Below are 23,028 nucleotides of genomic sequence, written 5' to 3'. Positions count from 1 at the left end.
GTGCTCTTCAATTCGCCTTCACCACCACGGCGGTAATGTTGTCGGGGGCGCCACGGGTCAGCCCCAGGTGCACCAGGCTGCGGACCACCTGGTAGGGGTCGGCGTGGCCGAGCACGTCGGCGATCTCGTGGTCTTCGGCAGTCTTGTTCAAGCCGTCGCTGCACAGCAGGTAGGTATCGCCGGGCTGTACCTGCACGTTCACCGCCTGCAGTTCGAGCTGGTCCTCCACGCCGATGGCGCGGGTGACGATGTTGCCGCGCGGGTGCACCCGCGCTTCGGCCTCGTTGAGCAGGCCGCTGTCCTGCAGTTCCTGGACATAGCTGTGGTCATGCGACAGGCGTTCGATGCGGCCATCGCGCAGGCGATACAGGCGGCTGTCACCGGCCCACAAGCCCACGGCCCGGTCGCCGCGTGCGGCCAGCAGCACCACCGTGCTGCCCATCATCGCCACGCCCCGGCGCAGGGTTTCCTCACGCACCACGCGGTTGACCCGGGCCAGGGTGTCGCGCAAGGCCTGGGCGAAATCCTCCAGCCCATCGATGAGCGGCAACTGGCGCAGGCTGTCCACCGCCAGGCTGCTCACGTAGTCACCGGCGGCGTGCCCGCCCATGCCATCGGCAACGGCCCACAGGCCATCCCAGGTCAACTCCAGGCAGGCGTCTTCGTTGATCTTGCGGACCATGCCCACATGGCTGTAGCTGGCCGCGCTGTAGTGCACACGGTTCATGCGGGTTGCGCCTCGCTGCCGAGCAGGAACGCGGCGAACTGGTCGCTGCGCGGCAGGCCCTGGCTACGCAGCAGGCCAGGGGCGATTCGCTCGCTGCCCTGCCCCCACCACAGGCTCATGCCTTGGCAGGCGCATTCGGCCAGGGCCAGTGCCCGGCCCTGCGGGGTAACGCCGTCCAGCCGCTGCAACCCGCCCACGGTCACCCGGGGCCCCTGCAACAGCGGCCTGGCCTGGCTGAACGGCTGCAAGGCCGCCTCGAAACGCTCGAACGACGCATCCGCGTCAAGCGTGCCCAGCAACGCCGCCTCGACCGCTTCGAACCAGTCATCGGCACCGCCGACGATGCCTGCGAGCGCCACGCCGGGTTCCAGTACCTGCGCCACACTCAGCGGAAAATACCGCCCGACCCGGTCGATGCTCGGCATCAGTACGCCGACCACCGCCTCCGGGCCACACACCCCGGGTGCCAGGGCAAAGCGCCACAACGGGCTGACCAGGTAGGCCTGTAGCCAACCCTCGCCAAGCGCCTGCTGGCTGGCCTGGATACCGGCGGCCAGCCACTGGTCCCAGGGCTGGATGAAGGTCTGCGGCAAGCCGCGGCTGACGAAGTCGCCGCGGCAGGCCAGTTTTCCGTAGAAACCGACGTCGTTCACAGATGCTCCGGCAGGCTGAAACCGCTGACCACTCGGCTGCGGAACGGGTTGAAGGCACTGCTGGCGCGCAGCTCGTAGGACACGCTGGCGCCATCCACGCGCAAGCGCAGGTTGAAGCGCTCTGGCGAGCTGCCGGCCACCAGGTCGGACTGGTCGAGCAGGCGGAACCACGCCCATGGGCCTTCCACCGTCAGCCCCGAACGGCCGCTGGCCGCGGGCGGCGCGATCGACAGGCGGACCACGCCGATGCTGTTGGGGTTGGGCCACTGCAGCGCCACCGGGCGGCTCGGGCCGTGGTCGTAACTGACTTGCTGGCCGTCGAGGTCGAGCAGGAACTGGGTGATGCTCGCGTCCATCGCCACCGGCTTGAGTTCGAACCGCACGCTTGGCTGCAGGCCGTTGCCACTGCGGAAGAACGCATCGCGGATGGTCGCCGCGCGCTGGAAGGTGTACAGCACGTTGCTGCCGATGCCCAGCTTCTGCGCCGCGCCCGGCTGCCAGCTCCACGGTGTGCTGGAGGTATTGACGTAGGGTTGCAGGTACTTGCGGAAGTAGTTGTCCATCACCCCGCCGACGCCGAAGAACTGGCCGAAGTCTTCCAGCGTGGCGTCACGCGCACTGCCGGCCACCATCGGGTAGCGGCCACTGAGCGACTGGCGGTAGACATTCAGCACTTCGCTGGCCCAGGCGGCATTGAGCTGGTTGCGCACCCCGCCCATGACGATACCGTGGGTCGAGCCAAGTACCGAGCTGACCAGGTTCTGTACCACCTTGGGCTGGCGTGCCGCGCCCAGGGCCACCCGTTGCGCCGCGGCCTGGGCCTGGTTCTTGGCCTCGCCGAGCAAGGCGTCGCCACTGGCCCCGACCATGGCGCTAACCTGCACGTAGAGCGCATTGAGGTCGGTGAGCAAGCCGTCGATGGCGGCGGGCTGGCCTTCGCCGCTGCCGACCAGCGTGGCCAGCTCGGCGAAGTGCGCGGTCACCGGGTCCTGCGTGCGTGCAGCGGGGCTGTCGACCGGCAGCGGCGCGTCGCCGAGCAGCCCGCCAAGGCGCTGGCGCAGCTGGTCGACACCGGCCTGCTGGGCCTTGTCCTGGGCCTTGTCGAGGGTGGTCGGCTGCGCCAGGTTGGTTTCACGGGCGGCCGCCTGCAGCAACTGCTTCATCGGCGAGGTCGGCCCGGACAACACGCGCAACACGTCAGCGGCCTGGCCGACACTGGTGATCGGCACGAAGTCCAGGTCGTCGAGCAGGGCATCCCAATGACGGATGTAATCCTGGTAGTAGAGCTGCTGCACATCGTCGGCCAGGCGCCGGGCATCGCCCGCATCGCCCGGCGCGCGGCCCAGTACCCAGCGTTCCTCGGCCAGGGTGGTGCTCTGCGCCAGGCTGGCGGCGAGGAATACCTGGCGGTAGCCCTGCACGGTGAACAGCCCCGGCAGCGGCTCGCTCAGCGGCTTGCCGCTCTTGAAGCGAAACACCAGGGCGGCATCGCGCCCGGCAGCGTCGCTGACGCGGAAGTCGTCGACCCCGCTGGGCAGCTTCTGGCGCTTGACCCGGTCGTACACCCGCTGGGCTACCGGCAGTTGCTGCAACTGGCGACGGGTATCGTCGATCAGGCGCTGGTCCAGGCGTGCATTCGGCGGGCGTTTCTCGAACAGCGCCGCCAGGTGCTGCTCCAGGGCCTGACGCAGGTCAGGCGCCAGGTCGCGAGGCAACTGGCGCTCCCAGTCGAGGGTGATCCAGGCCTTGATGAAGTCCGGGTCGTAGTGCTCGGCATCGGCCAGCATCAGGTAGGCCTTGAGGCCTTCGTAAAGGTAATCGGATGGCCCGCCGGCATACAGCTGCTCCTCGATGCGGGTGACCAGGCGCGGGGCGAAGATGGCGATCAGCAGCTTGCGGTACAGGCTCTGCGATTCGCTATCGAGCATGTCGCCCTGGTACAGGCCCAGGCCCTCGGCCCAGCTGGGTGGGTCGTCGGCCAGGTGGCGCACGGCGTTGAGCAGCGGCAGCACGTCGACCACGTTGCGCTGCGCGGGGCTCAGGCCTTGCACGCTTTTGCCCAGCGGCTGCAGGCGGCTGTCGACCTCGGCGATGTATTGCTGGTTGGCGCGGTAACTGAGGGTCCACAAGGTGCCGACCAACAGCACCAGAGCCACGCTCAGGGCCAGCGCGCCCCGGGCGATCCAGCGGCGCCGCTGCTCCACCTTGGGGTTGCTGCCAACCAGGCCGCGCTCGGCGAAGGCCACCGCGGTGAACAGCCGCTCGATGAAATAGCTGCGCCCGCTACCGCTCTGGCGTGCCAGGTGCGCACGGTCCAGGCCCATGCTCTGGGCCATGCTGCCGATCAGCCGGTCGATCGGGCTGCCTTCCTGGGTGCCGCTGGTGAAGTACACACCGCGCAGCAACGCCCGCGCCTCGAAGGCGTTGGGCTTGAAGATGCCGTCGAGGAACAGCTTGAGGTTGCCACGCAGGGCGGCGAACTGCTGCACGAAGCCGTAGATCAGGTCGCGCCGGGCCGGGTCGCGTTCCTGTTGCAGGCGCTCGACCAGGCGCTCGCCGAGGCGCTGTTCGAGCAACCCGAACTCGTTGTCGAACTGTGCCAACGGGCCGTCACCGCCCTGTTCGAGGGTATCCAGCGGGAACGTCATGCCCCACACCTGGGCACGCTCGTCCTTGCCCAGGTTGTCGAAGAACTCCATGAAGCCCGGCACCAGGTCGAGCTTGGTCAGCATCAGGTACACGGGGAAGCGCACACCCAGCTGGCTGTACAGTTCCTGGATGCGCGCACGGATCGCCGCGGCATGCGCGGCGCGCTCGGCATCGCTGCCCAGCAGCAGGTCGGACAGGCTGATGGCGATGAACGCGCCGTCGATCGGGCGGCGCGAGCGCTGGGTCTTGAGCAGGTCGAGAAAGCCCAGCCAGGCCGCCTTGTCGACCTGGGCGTGGCTATCCTGGGTGGTGTAGCGGCCGGCGGTGTCGAGCAGCACGGCCTGGTCGGTGAACCACCAGTCGCAGTTGCGCGTGCCGCCGACACCACGGATGGCACCCTCGCCCAGTTGCGCGGCCAGCGGGAAGTGCAGGCCCGAATTGACCAGCGCGGTGGTCTTGCCCGAGCCGGGCGGGCCGATTATCACGTACCACGGCAGCTCGTACAGGTTGCGCCGTTCGTCACCGCCCAGGCGGGCTTTCTTCAGCAGGGCCAGGGCTTCGTCCATGCGCTGGCGCAGCGCCGCCAGCTCTTCGCTGGTGGCCACGCTGGCAGGGTCCGGGGCGGTCTCTGCGGCCAGGCTCTGCATGACCTTGGCCGCCTGTCGGCGTGCCTGCACGATGCGCCAGGCGCGGTAGCCGCCCCACAGGGCGAACAGCAGGATGATCAGCAACCAGCGTGGCGTCGGCGGCGCCAGCATTTCCAGCAACGGCCCGACGAACCAGATGATCAGGCTGAGGGCGATCAGGCCCAGCAGCGGGATTACCCAGCGAATGACAAAACTGAAAAACGCCTTCACTCGACGCCCTCCGCCAGAACGGTGATTTCAACCCGGCGATTCTTCGCCCGGCCCTGCGCGGTGTCGTTCGACGCCAGCGGCTCGGTGTCGCTCAACCCTTGGGCACTGAAGCGCTCGGGTTGCCCGGTGCGCGCGGCGAGGATGCCCTTGACCTCTTCGGCGCGCGCCTGCGACAACGCCCAGTTGGACGGGAAGCGCAGCGTGGCGATGCGCTGGTTGTCGCTGTGCCCGGTGACCCGGACGTTGCCCTTGACCTTGGCCAGCGCCTCGGCAACGCGCAGCATCAGCGGCTGGAAATCGCCCTTGATGCTGGCGCTGGCGCTGGCGAACAGTTCGTCGCCGCGAATGGTCACCACCGAGCGGTCGACCGCGTCTTCGACGGCGACCCGGCCGGCCTTGATGTCCTCGGCGAGGAACCCGGCCAGGCGCGGGCGCTCCACCGGCTTGGGCTGCAGCACCGGGCGGTCCATGGCCTGCACCGGGATTTCACCCAGCGCGTGGATACCGCGGAACACCGGCTCGGCATCGGCGGCCAGCTTCAGGCGCAGGCCGAACAACAACAGCAACAGCAGCGCCACGGCCACCGCCAGGCCCACCCAGGGCGGCACGAACTGGGCCAGGCGGTCACGGCTGACCGCCACCCCGCGCCAGTGTGGCGAGAGTTCACGCTCACGCTCGCCACGGGCGCTGCGGATCGCCGCCGCGGTGCGCTCGCGCAGCGCTTCGAGCTGGGCACGGCCATCTTTCATGACCCGGTAGCGGCCCTCGAAGCCGAGGCTGGTGCACAGGTACAACAGCTCCAGCAGGTTGAGGCGTTCGCGCGGGCTTTGCAGGCAGTGCTCCATCAGCTGGAACACCTTCTCACCGCCCCAGGCCTCGTTGTGCACGGTGATCAGCAAGCTCTGCCGACTCCAGTCGCTGGCACTGCCCCACGGTGTGCTGAGCACCGCCTCGTCCAGCGCGGTACACAGCGCATAGCGCGCCAGCAGCACCTCGTTGCGCACCACCCCGGCAGCTTCGGCGCGGGTTTCGAACTGGCGCAGATAGGCCAGCAACTGCGCGCGCAGGCTGGCCGGCGCCGAGTGGGCGATGGTGTTGCGCAGGCGGGTAAGCAAGGCCAGCAACGGCCCGGCCGCCTGCTCCAGCGGGTTGAGGCCGACGCCCTGGCCTGGCGCCAGGGGCTCGGCCGGCACCTGCAAGGGCGGCTGCTGCGGGGCCGCCGCGGCAGGCTGCGGGGCCGCGCGGCCACCGGGGCGCGGCATGAACTGGGTACGGTCGTTGGCCTGCGGATCGTCCGGGTGCATCGCGGGTTATCCTCGAATGGCCCAGAAGGCCAGGCTCAGGCCGGGGAACTCACCGGCGACGTAAAAGGCAAAGCCACCCGAGTGCTGCAACTGCTTCCAGTGCTCGCTGCCCCGGTCGAGCTCGAAGTAGGTGGAACCGGCATGGAACGGAATCTGCCGTGGCGCCACCGGCAACGGCAGCAGGCCGATGCCCGGCAGCTGCAGGTTGACCAGGTCGCGGATGTGCTCCACCGAACCGATCTTGCTCTGTTGGCCGAAGCGGCTGCGCAGGGTCTCGCTGGGGACGTCGGCGCGCACCACCAGGATGAAGCTGGCGCTATCGAGCAGGCTGCGGTCGGCGAGCATGCCGACGTGGATGCCGTAGGCCTTCTCGACGATGGGAATAGCCACCGCCTTGCTGTCGATCAGGGTCGACAAGGCTTCGCGCAAGGCGGCCATCACCGGCGCGAAGGTCGCCGCCAGGTCGTCGTGCTGATAGACCGGAAAGCTGTGCGGGCGCCGGCCATCGCGGGTGAAGGTGGCGAACTCGCCGGCCAGCGCCACCAGCTCGCTGTACAGCCGCTCGGGGTGCAACGGGCTCAGCTGGTTGAGGTGCTCGACCAGCGGCTGGGCGCGGTTGACCAGTTGCAGCAGCATGAAGTCGGCAATCTCCGACGCGCCGCCATTGGCCGAGGCAACCACCCTGCCAGCCAGTGCTTCGCCACGCTGGTGCAACAGGCCCAGCAACTCGCCGCAGAAACCGGACAGCTGCTGGCTGGCCGCCACGTCGAGTACCGGCGGGATGTAGCTGTCATCCACCACCAGCGCGCGGTCGGCGCGTTTTTCGCGGATGCGCAGCATGCCGAGGGCGGCGTAGTCGCTCAGGCCGTCCTCGCTGCGCAACAGGCGCAGGGCGCGGCTGCCGAGCGCCAGCGGGGCACGGTTCTCGAACGGCGCGTTGTCGTCACGCACTTCGCTGACCCGGCTGATGTAGCGGGCGCCAGCCACGGCCTCGCCTTCGTCGACGGTGTCGCGGGCCCCGGCCCGCTTGAGCGGCAGCCCCAGGTAAAGCACGCCGTCGCGCAGCTCGTCGGGCACTTCCAGCGGTGCCGGCGGCAGGTCGTCACGGGGGATGTCGAACGGCGTGCCGTCGGGCAGCAAACCGCGGGCGCTGAGAATCGCCACCTTGCCCTGGGCCAGCAGGCCCTGGTCGAGCAGCAGCTCGGAAAAGCCCCAGGCGGCTACGTTCAACGGGCGGCTGCGGGTATCGACCAAGTGTTCGAGGTAGCGATCATGCTGTTGGAAGTGCTGGGTCGTGATGAACATGCCTTCCGACCAGACCACGCGATTGTTCCAGGACATGGGGACTCCGATTGCCTAGCGGGCAGGTTCAGGTTGGGGGGTGGCCACGGCGCTGCGCACGGCGCGCACATCGAGGCTGATCTGATAGTCGCGCGGCGGCACTGGCAGCACGCTGCGCCACTGGGCCTGGTCGATCTCGCGATAGCCGACCACCAGGCCGACCTGGCGAGTGGCGGGATCGAGCGGGCGTTCGAGGCGCAATTGCCCGCCCGGCTGCAACAGCACTTCGTCCTGGTCGATCAGGTCGGCGCCGAGGGTGGCCTGGGCGCGCTCGGCCAATGCGAAGTAATCGGCACGGGCGAAGGCCGCGCTGTTCTTCAGCTCGTACAGGCGCACCCGTACCGGCGCAGGCGCGCCGCCAGGGCCCGGGTTGAGCCCGGCGGCGGCACTGAAATACAGGGTCACGGCCGGGCTGGCCGGGGCCTTGTCGGCGACGGGGGCAACGGCCTCGTCCTTGCTGCAGGCACCGAGCAGCACCAGGCTCAGGGCCGCGACCAGTCGTATTGCTTTCATCCTTGTCCTCATGACGTACCGTGGTCTTCCCGGGCGTGCTCAGCTACGTTGCGAACGGCTGCTGTGGGCCTCGTAGGCGCGGGCGAATTCGCGGCCGAACAGCTCCTGGAAATCATCTTCGGCTTCGCGGGAGATTTGCCCGTAAAGCTCGGTGAACTGCTGCCAGCAGTGCGCCTGGCGCGAACCGCCGAACAGCTTGGCCAGCCCGGCCGCAGGTGCCAGGCGCTGCTCCAGGCGCGCCGGCTGGAAACAGCCGAGCAGGTGCTTGATCGCCGCCTGCACGCCCGCCATCACCGCCAGCTGGTGGGCGCGCAGGTCATCGAAGCTCTCGCGCACGGCCTGGTCCGGCGCCAGGAACGCTTGGTTGCCGTGACGCAGCAACAGCAGCAAGGCCTCGTCGGCATTGGGGGCGAATTTCAACGGGTTGTTCTGCACCGGGGCGATGGTCGTCTGCTGCATGCGAAACTCGCCCTTCAGGCTGCTGCGCGCACGCAGTACGTCGATCAGGCCTTCGACCATCAAGCGGTAGCTGCGGCCGATGGCCTCCATTTGGGCGGCGGCATCGGCGGCGTCGATACGCAGGTGCTCGATACCAGCGCCACGCAGGAATGCCTGCAGCAATGCGTCGCTGGTCGCGGCCGCTACAGGTGCAACAGGCGCTGGCGCGACTGCTGCGCTCGCCGCCGGCTGTGCAGGAACTGCCGGAGCAGCTGGTACAGGTGGCGCTGTCGGTATCGGTGGCAGTGTCGGCGCTGGCGTTGGCACTGGCTCAGGTGCCACGGCTGGCGCGGGTGCCGGGGTCGAGCCAAGCAGGTCCCAGTCTTCCGGGATCATCCCTGGCGCTGCGGCGGCGGCCGGCGCAGCCGGGATCACCGGGGTTGGCGGGATCACCGGGGTTGGCGGGATCACCGGGGTTGGCGGGATCACCGGGGTTGGCGGACGAAAGTCGTGCTGCTGGGCCGGTACATGGTCGGGCTGGCTGACTGGCGGCACGCTCGCGGGGCCGAGGAAGTCGAACAGGTCAGGCAGCGTGTCGTGGTTCGACGCGCCTTGCAGGAATGCTGCCGGCGCACCGGATATCGCCGGGGCGGGGACGGCCGGAGCCGCTACCTGGTTGGCCATCAGCGCTTCGAAACTGTGCGCCTGGGGCTGGCCATCGAGGCTGCCGGGCAAGCTCGCGTCGATGCGCGCCTGGATCTCGTATTCACCAATGCGGATAACTTCGCCATCCATCAGCGGCTCACTGTTACCGCGACGCAGGCGAATACCGGCGCGAACTAATTCCACACCGTTCGTACTGTCATCGGTTAAATAATACCGCCCATCCTTGAACTGGATCATGCAATGCCTGGCCGATACCAACCGCTCCGGGTCGGGAAGTACCCAGTCGTTGTCCGCCGAACGGCCAAGCGTGATGGCACCGGTTTCCAGCCGCATCTCCGGGCATTGCCCCGGGGTAATCTTGTGGTAACTGGTGATAGTTAGGCAAAGTGCCATCATGCCTCCTTGCATCCGTTTTAAACGTCGATCCATCCATTCGAGTTATTTACCGCAGCCACTCAAATATTGCTGCACCCCTTGATTACCGGGGGTCTCGCGCAAAGCACCGACTATACGACGGGTATGCAACGCCACTGCCGAGGCCAGCCGAAGGGAACCGGACGAGTGGTGCTCGGTTACTGCCAACGAAGTCACAAGTGACACTCGGGGGCGCGTAGCTTACCTTGACACTCGCGAATAAATAAACCATAAATGCGCAACTTCGAAGTGCCAAAACAATATCATTGTGATATCACGCCGGCACTCTTTGGAAAGTTTGTGCGCCAGTTCACACTTGCAACTTCGCACAACAACACGCCCTCACCAAGGGCCGATAGGGAGATCGAATTCTGGTGAACGCATCGCCGTTGCTCGCCGCTGTTTCCGCTGACTTCCCCTGCGGCGATGACCTCGAATATGACGCCGAGTTTCTGCAACTGGAGCGTGACGCCCAGGGCCGCCCCGAGCGCGTCATGGGCGATGCCATCCAGCCTGCCGAACCGCCGCAGTGGCGCGATATCGAGCAAGCCAGCACGACCTTGCTGCAACGCAGCAAGGACCTGCGCATCACCCATTTCCTGCTGCAGGCCAACCTGGCCCTGCACGGCCTCCCGGGGCTGGCCGCCAGCCTGGAGCTGATCCGCGACCTGCTCGGCGAGTATTGGCTGCACCTGCACCCGCAACTGGACGCCGCTGACGACAACGACCCCACGGTACGCGTCAATGCCCTGGCCGGCCTCACCTGCGACACCAACATCGCGCTGCTGCGCGATGCCGTGCTGGTGCGTTCGCGCGCCTTCGGCCCGGTCACCCTGCGCGCGGCCCTGCACGCCGCAGGCGTACAGCATTTCGCCAGCGAACAGCTCAGCGCCGAGGAACTGGCCGCCGCCCTGCGTGACGCCGACGCCGACCAGTTGCACCAGTGCCAGGAGGCGCTGCGGCTGGCCCGCGAGGCGGTGGACGCCATCGAAAGCCGGGTCAACGACCAGGTCGGGTCGGAGCGTGGCATCGACCTGTCGGCCCTGCGCCAGCCGCTGCGCCAGGTGCAGCAGGTGCTGGCTGACTACTGCCCCGACGGTGCCGGCACGGCCGCGCAAGCCGTTGACGCGCCACTCGCCGAGCACGATGACCCGCAGCCGCTGATCGCCAGTGTCACCCCTACCGCACGGCCCGCTGCCCGCCCAGGCGAAGTCAACAGCCGCGAAGACGTGCAGCAGAGCCTTGACCGCCTGCTGCAGTACTACGCCCGCCACGAGCCATCGAGCCCGCTGCCGGTGCTGCTGCACCGGGCGAAGAAACTGGTCAATGCCGATTTCGCAACCATTGTTCGCGACCTGATCCCCGATGGCTGGTCGCAATTCGAGAACCTGCGCGGCCCCGAGGACAACTGACGTCCTCGGCCCGCATCAACACCGACGCCCGCAACGAACAGCGCCGCCACACCGGCGACCAGGAGGAACAACGTGGCGAAAGACAGCTCCCAGAAATTCATCGCGCGCAACCGTGCGCCACGGGTGCAGATCGAATATGACGTCGAACTCTACGGCGCCGAGAAGAAAGTCCAGTTGCCGTTCGTCATGGGCGTGCTTTCGGACCTGGCCGGCAAGCCGGCCGAGCCGCTGCCAGCAGTGGCCGAGCGCAAGTTCCTGGAAATCGACGTCGACAACTTCGACTCGCGCCTGAAGGCGATGAAGCCCCGCGTGGCCTTCAACGTGCCCAACGAACTGACCGGCGAAGGCAACCTGAGCCTGGACATCACCTTCGAGAGCATGGACGACTTCAGCCCGGCCGCCGTGGCACGCAAGGTCGATGCCCTGAACCAGCTGCTGGAAGCCCGCACCCAGCTGGCCAACCTGCTGACCTACATGGACGGCAAGACCGGTGCCGAGGACATCATCCTCAAAGCGATCAAGGACCCGGCCCTGCTGCAGGCCCTGGCCAGCGCGCCGAAACCCGTCGACAACGAGCCCAAGGCCTGAGGAGACAGCCCATGACCGATCCACTGCGCGACGCCCAGGCCCAGCCGGCCGCAGCCACCCAGGACCCGAGCGAGTTCGCCAACCTGCTGCTGCAGGAATTCAAACCCAAGACCGAACGAGCCAAGGAAGCGGTCGAAAGCGCCGTGCGTACCCTGGCCGAGCAGGCCCTGGCGCAGACCAACCTGGTGTCCAACGATGCCATTGGCTCGATCGAGCAGATCATTGCCGCCATCGACGCCAAGCTGACTGCCCAGGTCAACCAGATCATCCATCACAACGACTTCCAGCAGCTGGAAAGTGCCTGGCGCGGCCTGCACTACCTGGTCAACAACACCGAGAGCGACGAGCAGCTGAAGATCCGTGTGCTCAACGTCTCGAAGACCGACCTGCACAAAACCTTGAAGAAATTCAAGGGTACCGCCTGGGACCAGAGCCCGATCTTCAAGAAGCTGTACGAGGAAGAATACGGCCAGTTCGGCGGCGAACCCTACGGCTGCCTGGTCGGCGACTACTACTTCGACCAGTCGCCACCCGACGTCGAGCTGCTGGGCGAAATGTCGAAGATCTGCGCCTCGATGCACGCGCCGTTCATTGCCGCCGCCTCGCCGACCGTGATGGGCATGGGCTCGTGGCAGGAACTGAGCAACCCGCGCGACCTGACCAAGATCTTCACCACCCCGGAATACGCTGGCTGGCGCTCGCTGCGTGAGTCCGAAGACTCGCGCTACATCGGCCTGACCATGCCGCGCTTCCTGGCACGCCTGCCGTACGGCGCCAAGACCGACCCGGTCGAGGCGTTCGCCTTCGAAGAAGACACCGATGGCGCCGACAGCAGCAAGTACACCTGGGCCAACGCCGCCTATGCCATGGCGGTGAACATCAACCGCTCGTTCAAGTACTACGGCTGGTGCTCGCGCATTCGTGGCGTGGAGTCGGGTGGCGAGGTGCAGGGCTTGCCGGCGCACACCTTCCCCACCGACGACGGTGGTGTGGACATGAAGTGCCCGACCGAAATCGCCATTTCCGACCGCCGCGAAGCGGAGCTGGCCAAGAATGGCTTCATGCCGCTGCTGCACAAGAAGAATACCGACTTCGCCGCCTTCATCGGCGCCCAGTCGCTGCAGAAGCCGGCCGAGTACGACGACCCGGACGCCACCGCCAACGCCAACCTGGCCGCGCGCCTGCCGTACCTGTTCGCCACCTGCCGCTTCGCGCATTACCTGAAGTGCATCGTTCGCGACAAGATCGGCTCGTTCAAGGAAAAGGACGAGATGCAGCGTTGGCTGCAGGACTGGATCCTCAACTATGTCGACGGCGACCCGGCGCACTCCACCGAGACCACCAAGGCCCAGCACCCGCTGGCAGCGGCCGAGGTCGTGGTCGAGGACGTCGAAGGCAACCCGGGTTACTACAACTCGCGCTTCTACCTGCGCCCGCACTACCAGCTCGAAGGGCTGACCGTGTCGCTGCGCCTGGTATCGAAGCTGCCTTCGGCCAAAGGGGCGTAACCGCCCCAGGGGCTGCCTGACAGCCCCAACTGCACCCAACCGCCAACCTGACACGTAATACCGAGGACATCATGGCTGTAGATATTTTCATCAAGATCGGCGACATCAAGGGCGAGTCCCACGACAAGGGCCACAAGGACGAAATCGACGTGCTCAACTGGAGCTGGGGCATGTCCCAGTCCGGCAACATGCACATGGGTAGCGGTGGCGGTTCGGGCAAGGTCAACATCCAGGACCTGTCGATCACCAAGTACATCGACAAGTCGACCCCCAACCTGATGGCCCACTGCTCCAGCGGCAAGCACATCGACAAGGTCAAGCTGACCGTGCGCAAGGCCGGCGGCGAGAGCCAGGTCGAGTACCTGATCATCAACCTCGAAGAGGTCATCATCAGCTCGCTGAGCACCGGTGGCTCGGGCAGCGACGACCGCCTGACCGAGAACGTGACCCTGAACTTTGCCAAGGTCACCGTCGATTATCAGCCGCAGAAAGCCGACGGCACCAAGGAAGGCGGCCCGATCAAGTACGGCTGGAACATCCGTTCCAACGTCAAGATCTGACCGACCGCGCCTGCGCCGCCTTGGCTGGCGCAGGCGCCTTCCCCTACCCTCACCCGCTCACGGTGAAACCCATGGCCAAGCCTTCTTTCATCAACCTCTGGAATGCCTACCCAACCGACTCCTCGCCTTGCGACGGCGGCTGGGACAACCAGTGCGCCATCCGCATGAGCATCGCGCTCAATGGCGAACATACCATCAAGGTGAATGCCGGCACCTACAGCGAACCCCGCTGTGCCCATGGCCATGCCCGGGGTGCCGAGTCGCTGGCCAACTGGCTGTGGAAGCACCATCTCGGTGCCCCGCTGCAACTGAGTGGCAGCGCAAGCGACCGCCTCAAGCTCAGCGACAAGCGCGGCATCATCTTCTTCAAGGACTGCTTTGCCCGTGCCGGGCAGGCCTTCGACAACCGTACCGGCGATCACATCGACCTGTGGGACAGAGGCCGGGTCACGGGCTATTTCGCCGACCAGGCGCATCGTTCCAAGGCCGTCTGGTTCTGGGAGCTGAAATGAACCGTGTGTGCAAAGCCCTGCCGGCCCTGCTGGTCGCGTTCGCCCTGAATGCCTGTGCGCAGGCCCCTGCTCCGTCGTCGAGCGCGGCGCCTGAAGTCACCCTTGGCGGCAAACAGCTGGCGCTGGTAAACCACCAGGGCCGCTGCGCGCTGCGCCAGGCCGATGCTTCGCTGCTGCAGCTGGACATGCCCTGGCCCTGCCAGCTCAGCCCCGAGCGCGCGGGCGGCAAGCCTCGCGTGGAGCAGTTCAATGGTGCGCAGATCATCATTGTCAGCCATGTGCAGCCAGACCCGTCGCAGCCCGGCCGTTGCGCTAGCCAGTACCAGGCCGTGCGCCAGCTGGGCGAGCGCCTGGAGCCATCCATCGTGGCCCATGGCGGCAGCTGTGCGAACGGCCCTGTAGACCAGAAGAACTTCGTGGGGCTGTTCGAGTGGTAGCCGATATTGCCGCCCGCGACCGTCTGCAGCCCTCGCTGCTGGACCGTCTGACCGACGACGACCCGGGCAACCCGCAGGAAGCGCCGGACAAGCGCGTACTCAGCCTGCACCAGCTCAAGGCCTCGGTATTGCGCGACCTTGCCTGGTTGCTCAACACCACCTCGCTGCTGGACAGCGCCGCCACCTTGGGCACCCCGGCCGGTGCGTCGGTGATCAACTACGGCCTGCCGGCCCTGGCCGGCAACAGCGCCTCGAACATCGACCTGGCCGCCCTGGAGCGCATCATCCACCAGGCCATCGCCACCTACGAGCCACGTATTCTCGCCCATACCCTCAAGGTGCGTGCCCAGGCCGCCCCCGGCGAGATGAATGCCAACGCCCTGAGTTTCGAGATCGAAGGCGACCTGTGGGCCCAGCCGGCGGCCTTGCCGTTGCTGCTGCAGACCGAGGTGGACCTGGAGTCCGGCCACGTACGCGTGGCCCCGGCCGAACGCCGGAGGCGTGCATGAACCCGCGCCTGCTTGAGCTGTACAACCAGGAATTGAAGCACATCCGCGAGAGTGCCGCGGAGTTCGCCAGGGAATACCCGAAGATCGCCGGGCGCCTGACGCTGTCCGGGATCGAGTGTGCCGACCCTTATGTCGAGCGCCTGCTCGAAGGCTTCGCCTACCTCACCGCACGGGTGCAGCTGAAGCTGGACGCCGAATACCCGACCTTCACCCACAACCTGCTGGAAATCGCCTACCCGCACTACCTGGCGCCGACCCCGTCGATGACCGTGGTGCAACTGCAGACCGACCCCGACGAGGGCTCCCTGGCCGCCGGTTTCCGCCTGCCGCGGGACAGCGTGCTGCGTGCCAACCTAGGACGCAACTCGCAAACCCCGTGCGAGTTCCGCAGCACCCAGGACGTTACCCTGTGGCCCTTGCAGGTGGCCCGCGCCGAGTACTTCGGCAACCCCGGCGCGGTGCTCGGGCGCCTGGCCGGCAGCGTGCCCCAGGCCCGCGCCGGCCTGCGCCTGACCCTGCGCAGTGGCGCCGAGGTGCCGTTCTGCAGCTTGCCGCTCAGCCATTTGCCGCTGTACCTCAACGGCGCCGACGAGACGCCGTTCCGCCTCTACGAGCAACTGCTGGGCAGCGCCTGCGCGGTGTTCGTGCGCCAACCTGGCGCCGACTGGGTAGAGCGGATTCCAGTCGAACAGGCGCTGCGCCCGTGTGGCTTCGACGACCGCGAAGCAGCGTTGCCGGTGGTGCCCCAGGCCTTCCAGGGCTACCGCCTGCTGCAGGAATACTTCGCCCTGCCGCAGCGTTTTCTGTTCGTCGATTTCGCCGGGTTGGAGCGAGCGGTCCAGCGCTGCACCGGGCAGACCCTGGAAGTGCTGGTGTTGTTCGAGCGTTTCGAGCAGAGCCTGGAGAGCAGCGTCGGTGCCGACCAGTTCGTGCCGTTCTGCACCCCGGCGATCAACCTGTTCCCGCGGCGGGTCGACCGCCTGCACCTGACCGACCGGGTGCACGAACACCACGTGATCGCCGACCGTACCCGGCCCACCGATTTCGAGATCCATTCGCTGCAACGCGTTACCGGCCACGGCACCGGCCCGGACCAGGAATTCCTGCCGTTCTACGCCGTGCGCGACCCGTCGCGCTATGGCCGCGACCAGGCCTACTACATCGTGCGCCGCGAGCCGCGCGTGTTGTCCAGCGCCCAGCGCCGCAACGGTACGCGCTCCAGCTACATGGGCAGCGAGACGTTCATCAGCCTGGTCGACGGCCAGCAGGCGCCCTACCGCCACGACCTGCGCCAGCTGGGTATCAGCGCCCTGTGCAGCAACCGCGACCTGCCCCTGTTCATGAACGTTGGCGACGGGCGCAGCGACTTCAGCCTGGCCGACAGCGCACCGGTCGCCGGTGTGCGTTGCCTGGCCGGCCCCAGCCGGCCCAAGGCCAGCCATGCCCATGACAACCGTGCCTGGCGCCTGATCAGCCAGCTGTCGCTGAACTACCTGTCGCTGGCCGAGCACGGCCAGGGCGCCGCCGCCCTGCGCGAATTGCTGCGCCTGTATGGCGACCCGCAGGACAGCGCGCTGAACCTGCAGATCGACGGCCTGCGCGAGGTCAGCAGCAAACCCTGCACGCGACGCCTGCCGATGCCCGGGCCGATCGTTTTCGGGCGGGGCCTGGAGATCACCCTGACCTTCGACGAAAACGCCTTCCGCGGCACCGGCGTGTTCCTGCTCGGCGCGGTGTTCGAACGGTTCCTGACCCGCTATGTGTCGATCAACAGCTTCACCGAAACGGTACTGCGCACCAGTGAACGTGGCGAGATCATGCGCTGGGCGGCCAAACCGGGGCGCAGGCCGACCTTATGAATACCTTGCAGGCCATGCAGGACGAGCCCTGGGCGTACGACTTCTTCCAGGCGCTGCGCCGCCTCGAGGCGCAGTACCCCGAGCTGCCACGCTTCGGCCATTCGTTGCGCCTGGCCGACGAGCCGGTGCGCCTGGGCCAGCGCCTGGACTGCGGGTTCGCCCCGGCGACCCTGGCCTCGGTCAGCGCCGACGGCGAGCAGCCGGCGCGCCTGGAGCAGTTCTTCTTCGGCCTCGGTGGCCCCAACGGGCCGTTGCCGCTGCACCTCACCGAATACATGCGCGAGCGCCAGCGCAACCATGCCGACGCCACCAGCAAGGCGTTCCTCGATGTTTTCCATCACCGCCTGCTGAGCCTGTTCTACCGCGCCTGGGCCGAAGCGCGCCCGACGGTCAGCCACGATCGCCCGGGCGACGACTACTGGGCCGCGCGCCTGGCCGCGCTCAGTGGCCGTGGCCAGCCGGAACTGCAGGGCCAGGGCGCGCTGGCCGACACCGCCAAACTGCACTGGTCCGGCCACCTGAGCGCGCAAACCCGCTACCCGGACGGCCTGTGCAGCATCCTCGCCGGGTATTTCGGCGTGCCGGTGCGCCTGGAAGAATACGTCGGCCAGTGGCTTGAACTGCCCGAACGCAGCCAGCTCGGCGTGCGCGCCAACCGCCTGGGCGTGGACCTGTGCCTGGGCCGCTACGTCTGGGACCGCCAGCACAAGTTCCGGCTGTGCCTCGGCCCGCTCAGCCTCGACCAGTACCACGCCCTGCTGCCTGGCGGGCAGGCCTTCGTCGAGCTGGCGGCATGGGTCGCCGAATACCTGGGCCAGGAACTGGACTGGGATCTCAACCTGATCCTCGCGCAGGACCAGGTACCTGCGCTGCAACTCAATGCCGGCCAACGCCTGGGTTTCGATACCTGGCTCGGCCACCCTCCGCACGATGCACGCGACCTGAAGCTGGCCCGCTACTATGCCGACCAGCCGGCCGCCGCCCACCACACAAGGAACCAGGACCATGGGTGAAATCAGCCGCGCCGCGCTGTTCGGCAAACTCAACAGCATTGCCTACAAGGCCATCGAGGCCGCCACGGTGTTCTGCAAGCTGCGGGGCAACCCCTATGTCGAACTGGTGCACTGGTTGCACCAGTTGCTGCAATTGCAGGACAGCGACCTGCACCGCATCGTGCGCCAGTTCGATGTCGAGCCGGCGCGCCTGGCGCGCGACCTGACCGACGCCCTGGACCGGCTGCCGCGCGGTTCGACCTCGATCACCGACCTGTCCTCGCAGGTTGAAGAGGCGGTCGAACGCGGCTGGGTATACGGCAGCCTGATGTTCGGTGAAAGCCAGGTGCGCAGCGGCTACCTGCTGGTCGGCATCCTCAAGACTCCGAGCCTGCGCCATGCCTTGCTGGGGCTGTCGAGCGAGTTCGCCAAGCTCAAGGTCGAGGCGTTGAGCGAACGCTTCAGCGAATACGTCGGCGACTCGCCGGAAAACCATCTGGGCGCCACCGACGGCTTCAGTGCTGCACAGCCTGGCGAAGCCAGCGGCGCCGTGGCGCCGGCAGCGATGGGCAAGCAGGAAGCGCTCAAGCGCTTTACCGTCGACCTGACCGAACAGGCCCGCAGCGGCAAGCTCGACCCGATCGTCGGCCGTGACGAGGAGATCCGCCAGCTGGTCGATATCCTCATGCGCCGCCGGCAGAACAACCCGATCCTCACCGGTGAGGCCGGTGTCGGCAAGACCGCCGTGGTCGAAGGCTTCGCCTTGCGCATCGTCGCCGGCGACGTGCCGCCGGCGCTCAAGGATGTCGAGCTGCGCAGCCTGGACGTCGGCCTGCTGCAGGCCGGCGCCAGCATGAAAGGCGAGTTCGAACAGCGCCTGCGCCAGGTGATCGAGGATGTGCAGGCCTCGCCCAAGCCGATCATCCTGTTCATCGATGAAGCCCATACCCTGGTCGGTGCCGGTGGCGCCGCCGGCACCGGCGATGCGGCCAACCTGCTCAAGCCGGCACTCGCCCGTGGCAGCCTGCGCACGGTGGCGGCAACCACCTGGGCCGAGTACAAGAAGCACATCGAGAAAGACCCGGCCCTGACCCGCCGCTTCCAGGTGGTGCAGGTGGACGAGCCGAGCGAAGCCAAGGCCCTGCTGATGATGCGTGGGGTGGCCTCGACCATGGAGCAGCACCATCAGGTGCAGATCCTCGACGAAGCCCTCGAGGCCGCGGTCAAGCTGTCGCACCGTTACATCCCGGCGCGCCAGCTGCCGGACAAATCGGTGAGCCTGCTCGATACCGCCTGCGCACGCGTGGCCATCAGCCTGCACGCGGTGCCGGCCGAGGTCGACGACAGCCGCCGCCGCATCGAGGCGCTGGAGGTCGAGCAGGCGATCATCGCCCGTGAAGCCGCCATTGGCGTGCCCACCGGGCAGCGCCAGGCCCAGGCCGACAGCCTGCTGGCCGAGGAGCGCCAACGCCTGGCCGCCCTGGAAAGCCGCTGGGCCGAGGAAAAGGCCCTGGTCGACCAACTGCTGGCCACCCGCGCCCAACTGCGCGAGCAAGCCGGGGTGGTCGACCAGGACGCTGCGCTGCCAGGTAACCCTGAGCTGCGCGAAACGCTGGCCGACCTGCAGCAGCGCCTGGGCGCCCTGCAAGGCGAGAGCCCGTTGATCCTGCCGACCGTGGACTACCAGGCCGTCGCCTCGGTGGTGGCCGACTGGACCGGGATTCCGGTGGGGCGCATGGCGCGCAACGAGATCGAGACCGTGCTCAACCTCGACAGCCTGCTGGCCAAGCGCATCATCGGCCAGGACCATGCGCTGAGCATGATCGCCAAGCGCATCCAGACCTCCCGTGCCGGCCTCGACAACCCGAACAAACCGATTGGCGTGTTCATGCTCGCCGGTACCTCCGGGGTGGGCAAGACCGAAACCGCGCTGGCCCTGGCCGAGGCGTTGTACGGCGGTGAGCAGAACCTGATCACCATCAACATGAGCGAGTTCCAGGAGGCGCACACCGTCTCGACCCTCAAGGGCGCCCCGCCCGGCTACGTCGGTTACGGCGAAGGCGGCGTGCTGACCGAGGCCGTGCGCCGCCGGCCATACAGCGTGGTGCTGCTGGACGAGGTGGAAAAGGCCCACCCGGACGTGCACGAGATCTTCTTCCAGGTGTTCGACAAGGGTGTGATGGAGGATGGCGAAGGCCGTCAGATCGACTTCCGCAATACCCTGATCCTGCTCACCACCAACGCCGGCACCGAGCTGATCGCGCGCACCTGCAGCGACCCGCAGGCCCTGCCCGACCCGGAGGCGGTGGCCAGCCAGCTGCGCAAGCCGCTGCTGGACATCTTCCCGCCGGCGCTGCTCGGGCGCCTGGTGACCATCCCCTACTACCCGCTCAGCGACGCCATGCTCAAGGCCATCACCCGCCTGCAGCTGGAGCGCATCCGCAAGCGCGTGGAAGGCACGCACAAGGTCGGCTTTGCCTACGACGACGAGGTGGTGGAGCTGATCGTCTCGCGCTGTACCGAAACCGAAAGCGGTGGCCGCATGATCGACGCTATCCTCACCAACGGCCTGCTGCCGGACATGAGCCGCGAGTTCCTCACCCGCATGCTCGAAGGCAAGCCGCTGGCCAGTGTGCGCATCAGCCGCCGCGACAATGACTTGCACTATGACTTCGGCGCAGCCGACTGACAGGACCGACCATGCTGTTCACGCAGTTCACGCGCCTGGCGCAGATCAACAGCCCGTTGGGGCCGGACAAGCTGATCCTGGCCGAAATGGGCGGCAGCGACGAGCTCGGCCGCCTGTTCGACTATGAGCTGCAGCTGACCAGCGACGACCCGGCCATCGACCTCAATGCCCTGCTGGGCAAGCCGATGAGCCTGAGCGTGCAACTGAGCCTCGGCACCTCACGCTACTTCCACGGCATCGTCGCCCGCTGCAGCCAGTCGGTGGACCAGGGCCAGTTCGCCAGCTACCGGGTCACCCTGCGGCCGTGGCTGTGGCTGCTGACCCGCACCAGCGACTGCCGCATCTTCCAGCACCTGAGCGCGCCGCAGATCATCAAGCAGGTGTTCCGCGACCTGGGCTTTTCCGACTTCGAGGATGCCCTCAGCCGTAGCTACCGCGAACGCGAATACTGCGTGCAGTACCGCGAGACCAGCTTCGACTTCGTCAGCCGGCTGATGGAAGAGGAAGGCATCTACTACTTCTTCCGCCATGAAGCGCAGCGCCACGTGCTGGTGCTGGCCGATGCCTACGGCGCGCACCCGCAGATGCCTGGCTACGAAAGCGTGCCCTACTACCCGCCGGACGGGCAGCACCGCGAGCGTGACCACATCAATGACTGGCACCTGGCCCAGGAAGTGCAGCCAGGGTCGCTGGAGCTCAACGACTACGATTTCCAGCGCCCCAGCGCGCGCATCGACGTGCGCTCGGCCATGCCGCGCCCGCACCAGGCCGGTGATTACCCGTTGTACGACTACCCCGGCGCCTACCAGCAAAGCCAGGACGGCGAGCACTACGCGCGCACGCGCCTGGAGTCGCTGCAGAGCCTGCACGAGCGGGTCGAGCTGCGCGGCAATGCCCGCGGCCTGGGCAGCGGCCACCTGTTCAGCCTCAGCGGTTTCACCCGCCAGGACCAGAACCGCGAATACCTGATCGTCGGCGCACGCTACTACGTGCACCAGGAGCGCCTGGAAAGCGGCACCGGCAGCGGCGCCGCGCAGTTCGAGAGCAACCTCAGCTGCATCGACGCCCAGCAGAGTTTCCGCCCGCAGGGCAGCACCGTGCGGCCGATCGTCAAGGGCCCGCAGACCGCCGTGGTGGTCGGCCCCGCTGGCGAGGAGATCTGGACCGACCAGTATGGCCGGGTGAAGGTGCACTTCCACTGGGACCGCCACGACCAGTCCAACGAGAACAGCTCGTGCTGGATCCGCGTATCGCAGGCCTGGGCGGGCAAGAACTGGGGCTCGATGCAGATCCCGCGGATTGGCCAGGAGGTGATCGTCAGCTTCCTCGAAGGCGACCCCGACCGGCCGATCATCACTGGCCGCGTGTACAACGCCGAACAGAGCGTGCCCTATGACCTGCCCGCCAATGCCACGCAAAGCGGCATGAAGAGCCGTTCGAGCAAGGGCGGCAGCCCGGCCAACTTCAATGAAATCCGCATGGAAGACAAGAAAGGCGCCGAGCAGTTGTACATCCATGCCGAGCGCAACCTGGACACCGTGGTCGAGCAGTGCGAGACGCTGGCGGTCGGCATCAACCGCACCCAGACGGTGGGCATGCTGGAAACCATCACCATCGGCCAGGACCGCATCCGTGCCGTGCGCCGCGACGACATGTTGCTGGTCGGCGCCAGCAAGACCGACAGCGTCAGCACCAGCTACCTGATCGAGGTCGGGGAAAACCTGCGGCTGGTCTGTGGCAAGAGCGTGATCGAGCTCAACGCCAGCGGCCAGATCAACATCAGCTGCGAGCAGTTCAGCTTCCATGCCAAGCAGAACGGCGAGATCAATACCGACGGCACCCTCGACCTGAACGTCGGCAGCGGTGCGCAGACCGCACCCGACAACCAGGGTGTGAAAAAGACCATCGACGACTCGGTGAAGGCGATCTTCTCCGGCTCCGACCAGTAACGAGACCTGTCATGAGTTATCGCGTCAACGAATTCCGCCTGGCCCTGCCCGATGCCGCCGTGCAGGACAGCAGCATCAACATCCTGCGCTTCGAGGCCCTGGCCACCTCGCTGATCGTCAGCCGCAGCCTGCTGGCCGAGGGCGAGACCCTGCAGAGCAATTTCGACGGCCAGTTGCAGCGCCTGCAGCAACAGGTCAAGGACCTGCGCATGCAGCCCGCCCAGGCCGTGCAGGTGGGTGCCGACCAGGCGATCGCCGCCATCGAGCTGAGCAGCCAGTTCAGCAAGGGCCAGGAAAAGGTCCACCAGTACCAGCTGGCCCTGGTGCTGCCCGGCACGCGCAAGATGTTTGCCCTGAGCTACGTCAAGGCCAGCCCGCTGGGCGCGGCCGAAGCAGCGCACTGGGCAGCCATCAAGCAGTCGCTCGACTTCGACAACCTGGGCTGAGCCTG

The 23,028-nt window shown here is 67.1% G+C and carries 19 protein-coding genes; 12 read left to right on the top strand and 7 right to left on the bottom strand.

The annotated features are described in order from the left end of the window. Positions 1-7: 7 nt before the first annotated feature. Genes JKP78_RS20035 through tagH form a run of 7 tightly spaced genes read right to left on the bottom strand, consistent with a single transcriptional unit; the run spans position 8 to position 9,541 of the window. Positions 8-727 (bottom strand): PP2C family protein-serine/threonine phosphatase, encoded by a 720-nt coding sequence (locus tag JKP78_RS20035; protein WP_170031659.1) that lies wholly within the window; start codon positions 725-727, stop codon positions 8-10. Further along, entirely contained in the window at positions 724-1,380 is a 657-nt protein-coding gene (gene tagF / locus JKP78_RS20030) for a type VI secretion system-associated protein TagF (protein WP_170031662.1), read from the bottom strand. The genes JKP78_RS20035 and tagF overlap by 4 nt, the downstream gene beginning before the upstream one ends. Further along, positions 1,377-4,886 carry a type VI secretion system membrane subunit TssM gene (gene tssM / locus JKP78_RS20025; RefSeq protein WP_200627382.1) on the bottom strand — a complete coding sequence of 1,170 codons (3,510 nt, stop codon included), beginning with the start codon at positions 4,884-4,886 and terminating at the stop codon, positions 1,377-1,379. The genes tagF and tssM overlap by 4 nt, the downstream gene beginning before the upstream one ends. Next, positions 4,883-6,190 (bottom strand): DotU family type VI secretion system protein, encoded by a 1,308-nt coding sequence (locus JKP78_RS20020; protein ID WP_200627380.1) that lies wholly within the window; start codon positions 6,188-6,190, stop codon positions 4,883-4,885. The genes tssM and JKP78_RS20020 overlap by 4 nt, the downstream gene beginning before the upstream one ends. Positions 6,191-6,196: 6 nt before the next feature. Further along, on the bottom strand, positions 6,197-7,531 hold the full coding sequence (tssK, locus tag JKP78_RS20015) for a type VI secretion system baseplate subunit TssK (protein ID WP_186688066.1): 1,335 nt from the start codon (positions 7,529-7,531) through the stop codon (positions 6,197-6,199). A 15-nt stretch (positions 7,532-7,546) separates the two neighbouring features. Continuing rightward, entirely contained in the window at positions 7,547-8,044 is a 498-nt protein-coding gene (tssJ, locus tag JKP78_RS20010; protein WP_170031675.1) for a type VI secretion system lipoprotein TssJ, read from the bottom strand. Between the two features lie 39 nt (positions 8,045-8,083). After that, on the bottom strand, positions 8,084-9,541 hold the full coding sequence (gene tagH, locus JKP78_RS20005) for a type VI secretion system-associated FHA domain protein TagH (RefSeq protein ID WP_200627378.1): 1,458 nt from the start codon (positions 9,539-9,541) through the stop codon (positions 8,084-8,086). 395 nt (positions 9,542-9,936) lie between these two features. Here tagH and tssA point away from each other — a divergent pair, with 395 nt between their 5' ends. The 12 genes from tssA to JKP78_RS19945 all read left to right on the top strand — a co-directional run bounded on the left by tssA (position 9,937) and on the right by JKP78_RS19945 (position 23,023). Then, the gene (gene tssA / locus JKP78_RS20000) at positions 9,937-10,974 is read left to right on the top strand and encodes a type VI secretion system protein TssA (protein WP_186688075.1); all 1,038 of its coding nucleotides are present in this window, start codon (positions 9,937-9,939) and stop codon (positions 10,972-10,974) included. A gap of 72 nt (positions 10,975-11,046) precedes the next feature. Next, the gene (tssB, locus tag JKP78_RS19995) at positions 11,047-11,562 is read left to right on the top strand and encodes a type VI secretion system contractile sheath small subunit (RefSeq protein ID WP_025340314.1); all 516 of its coding nucleotides are present in this window, start codon (positions 11,047-11,049) and stop codon (positions 11,560-11,562) included. An 11-nt stretch (positions 11,563-11,573) separates the two neighbouring features. Further along, complete coding sequence (gene tssC / locus JKP78_RS19990) at positions 11,574-13,070, top strand: type VI secretion system contractile sheath large subunit (protein WP_186688079.1); 1,497 nt, start codon at positions 11,574-11,576, stop codon at positions 13,068-13,070. A gap of 71 nt (positions 13,071-13,141) precedes the next feature. Next, on the top strand, positions 13,142-13,630 hold the full coding sequence (locus JKP78_RS19985; protein ID WP_200627376.1) for an Hcp family type VI secretion system effector: 489 nt from the start codon (positions 13,142-13,144) through the stop codon (positions 13,628-13,630). A gap of 71 nt (positions 13,631-13,701) precedes the next feature. Continuing rightward, positions 13,702-14,142, top strand: coding sequence for a type VI secretion system amidase effector protein Tae4 (locus JKP78_RS19980; RefSeq protein WP_170031693.1), 441 nt, complete (start codon positions 13,702-13,704; stop codon positions 14,140-14,142). After that, positions 14,139-14,579, top strand: coding sequence for a hypothetical protein (locus JKP78_RS19975; RefSeq protein WP_186688081.1), 441 nt, complete (start codon positions 14,139-14,141; stop codon positions 14,577-14,579). The genes JKP78_RS19980 and JKP78_RS19975 overlap by 4 nt, the downstream gene beginning before the upstream one ends. Next, entirely contained in the window at positions 14,573-15,088 is a 516-nt protein-coding gene (gene tssE, locus JKP78_RS19970; RefSeq protein WP_170031699.1) for a type VI secretion system baseplate subunit TssE, read from the top strand. Before JKP78_RS19975 ends, tssE begins: the two co-directional genes overlap by 7 nt. Further along, positions 15,085-16,947, top strand: coding sequence for a type VI secretion system baseplate subunit TssF (gene tssF, locus JKP78_RS19965; RefSeq protein ID WP_200627373.1), 1,863 nt, complete (start codon positions 15,085-15,087; stop codon positions 16,945-16,947). The genes tssE and tssF overlap by 4 nt, the downstream gene beginning before the upstream one ends. Further along, positions 16,944-17,960, top strand: a complete 1,017-nt coding sequence (gene tssG / locus JKP78_RS19960; RefSeq protein WP_200627371.1) for a type VI secretion system baseplate subunit TssG — start codon at positions 16,944-16,946, stop codon at positions 17,958-17,960. The genes tssF and tssG overlap by 4 nt, the downstream gene beginning before the upstream one ends. Beyond that, positions 17,953-20,628, top strand: a complete 2,676-nt coding sequence (gene tssH / locus JKP78_RS19955) for a type VI secretion system ATPase TssH (RefSeq protein WP_186688093.1) — start codon at positions 17,953-17,955, stop codon at positions 20,626-20,628. The genes tssG and tssH overlap by 8 nt, the downstream gene beginning before the upstream one ends. 11 nt (positions 20,629-20,639) lie before the next feature. Continuing rightward, the gene (locus JKP78_RS19950; RefSeq protein WP_170031711.1) at positions 20,640-22,577 is read left to right on the top strand and encodes a type VI secretion system Vgr family protein; all 1,938 of its coding nucleotides are present in this window, start codon (positions 20,640-20,642) and stop codon (positions 22,575-22,577) included. A gap of 11 nt (positions 22,578-22,588) precedes the next feature. Next, a complete protein-coding gene (locus JKP78_RS19945) occupies positions 22,589-23,023 on the top strand; it encodes a DcrB-related protein (RefSeq protein ID WP_200627369.1) in 435 nt (144 codons plus the stop codon). The last annotated feature ends 5 nt before the right edge of the window (positions 23,024-23,028 follow it).

The organism is Pseudomonas sp. LAM2023 (assembly GCF_016620375.1).
GTDB lineage: Bacteria > Pseudomonadota > Gammaproteobacteria > Pseudomonadales > Pseudomonadaceae > Aquipseudomonas > Aquipseudomonas anuradhapurensis.
The sequence above is the reverse complement of the archived record's forward strand: the minus strand, read 5'-3'. Positions and strand labels throughout refer to the sequence as shown.